1 protein-coding gene is annotated in these 2,517 nt (G+C 62.9%); it reads left to right on the top strand.

Annotated features, from left to right (window positions below):
• Positions 1-2,517 (top strand): phage tail tip fiber protein (locus VL202_RS09225; protein WP_325463831.1); only part of this gene is annotated, 2,517 nt, incomplete at both ends.

Here is a 2,517-nt window from a genome sequence, read left to right as displayed (position 1 = left end):
GGACGATCTGGCAAACGTCAACCAGGCGGTGGCGTTTCGGGAGCTGGATCCAAACGACTATGACTGGTCGTCGGATTTCGAACTGCCAACGACGGTCGGCCCTCTCGGCCCCATTGAACCGGCAACCCAGCCGTTGCAGGGCTGGGCGGTCGAGCCCGCGACCGTGACCGACGAACACGGCACTGCACGGCGGCCGGCAATTCGCATCAGCTGTGCTGAGGATCAAGACGACGTCCAGAAGGTGCATGTTCAGGTCCGCGTCAAGGCGACCGCTTCCGTCGTCTTCGACAGTGATGCGACGGCTTATGCCTCGCCCTTTTCCTGGCTGCTTTCGGGTGGTTGGACACTGCCTGCGACCGTCTATCAGGCGCGCGGCAAGTTTATTCCTTATTCCGGTCGCAAAACCGATTGGTCTGCCTGGCTCGATGTCACCACGCCGGACGTGCGGATTTCCATCGACGACCTGACACAGGAAATCATCGACAAGCTGACCGAACTGGACGAGTGGATCGGCGAGGACCTGCTCGACAAGGTCAACCAGACGATCAGCGATCTGAATGATGCCGTCGAGAAGATCGACCAGGAGGAGCAGGATCGGATTGATGGTGCGATCGAGGCCGCCGGTAAGTACCGCGCACTGCTGAACGAAATCGAAAGCATCCGCGATTATGTCGCCAATGCCGACTATGCCGGCTTCACGGCCCGCGAGGAAATTCGCCGCACGATTACGACACGGCTTGAAAGCTCGATCGCAACATTCGACGAGCGGATCACGACGGCCGTCAGCGAGACGGCGGCAATCTCGGAGCGGCTGACGACGTTTTCCGCCGAGGTCAATGACATCAGCGCGCAGCTGATCACCATCGATACCGCGCGCGTGGATGGTGACGACGCGCTGGCGCAGCAGATCTCGCTCTTGTCGGTCGGCACGGATAACCAGTTTGATCCGGCCAGGCTCTGGACCTTCGATGCTTCGGTTGAGGGTTGGGGTGGCAACGGCACTCCGACGGTTTCCGGCGGGTTCCTGCGGCCGGCAAACCATGCCAGCGATCCCTATGTGACGTCGCCTGTCGATCTCGCCATCTCGGCGACCGCCTATACGCAGGTGAGGGCACGGGTTCGCAAGACGGGGACGTTGACCTGGGACGGGCGCGCCTGGTGGCGGCAGGCGTCCGATGCGACCTGGGATACCGGGCGCAGCGAGACGATTGCGGAGCCGGCATTCGATAGCAACGGGATCGGCCTCATCACCTTCAACATGGGCTGGTCCGGCGCCATCGACCGCATCCGGATTGATCTCTCCACCGTCCAGGACGCGTCGAACTATTACACGATCGACTGGATATCGATCGGCAGTCCGTCGCCGGGCGCATCGCGCGCGGAACTGCTGGCGGAGCGCACGGCGCGCATCTCGGCCGATGGCGCGTTGGCCTCGGATATCACCGCGCTCAATGCCCAGATCACCGATCCGGTCACCGGGCTCACGGCCATTGCCGGTGGTGTGACCGCGCTGGAAAGCGAAGTTTCGACGCTTGGTGACACAGTCGCGGCGCATAGTACGGCTCTGACGGGGATCGATGCTGCGTTGGACGGCAAGGCCAGCGTTGGCGCTGTTGCGACCTTGGAAGCCGAGGTCGAGGCGCTTGGTGGTGGCGGCATCGTCAGCCAGGGACAGGCTGTCACGGCGATCCGCAACGAGTTGCTGCCGCTGGCAGGCGAGATCGTCGATCAGGAGTTTGCCAACTTTCTGGCGAAGATGGACGGGCTGAAGGTCACGGCCGAGGCGTCGGAATCGCTCGTCACGAAGATCGTGCTGGCAGCCGACAGCCTCGACATCCTGTCGCAGGCCGTCACGCGTGTGCAGGCGACCATTCCGGGACTGGCGACCTCGACGGCGTTGACCGCGCTGACGACGCGCGTGACGGCGGCGGAAGGCAGCCTTTCGTCACAGGCCTCGGCGATCACCAGCATCAACGTTGCCCTGCCGCTCAAGGCGAACACTGCGGATGTCGATGCGGCGCTCGTCACAAAAGCATCGGCCTCGGGCCTGACCGCTCTGACCGGGCGTGTCACCCAAACCGAGGACGATATTGAGAGTCAGGCCGATGCGATCACGACGATCAACAGCACGCTTGGCACAAAAGCATCAGCGAGCGCGCTGACCGCCCTCACTACGCGCGTTACCACGGCCGAAGGGGATATTGCGACAAAGGCGTCGGCCGCATCGGTTACCGCTTTGACCGCAACCGTTGGCGAAATCACCGCTGACGCGCGCTTCAAGATGGAGGTCGTAACGGGGCCCACCGGATACGCCCGCATCGGCGCCCGCGTCCGCTACGGGACGAGTGGCAGTTATCGGGCTGCAGGGTGGTATCTCGACGTGCCTTCTGACACGGGCGCGGACACGCAGTTTGTGATCGAGGCTGATCGGTTTGTCCTGATCGATGGGTCCACCAAGAAAGTTCCGTTCCGGGTGGATGGTGGCAGCGTGTTCATCGACGACCTGAAAGTCGGCAC

Source organism: Pararhizobium sp., from assembly GCF_035497515.1.
GTDB lineage: Bacteria > Pseudomonadota > Alphaproteobacteria > Rhizobiales > Rhizobiaceae > Pararhizobium.
This window is presented reverse-complemented; position numbering and strand designations above follow the sequence as displayed.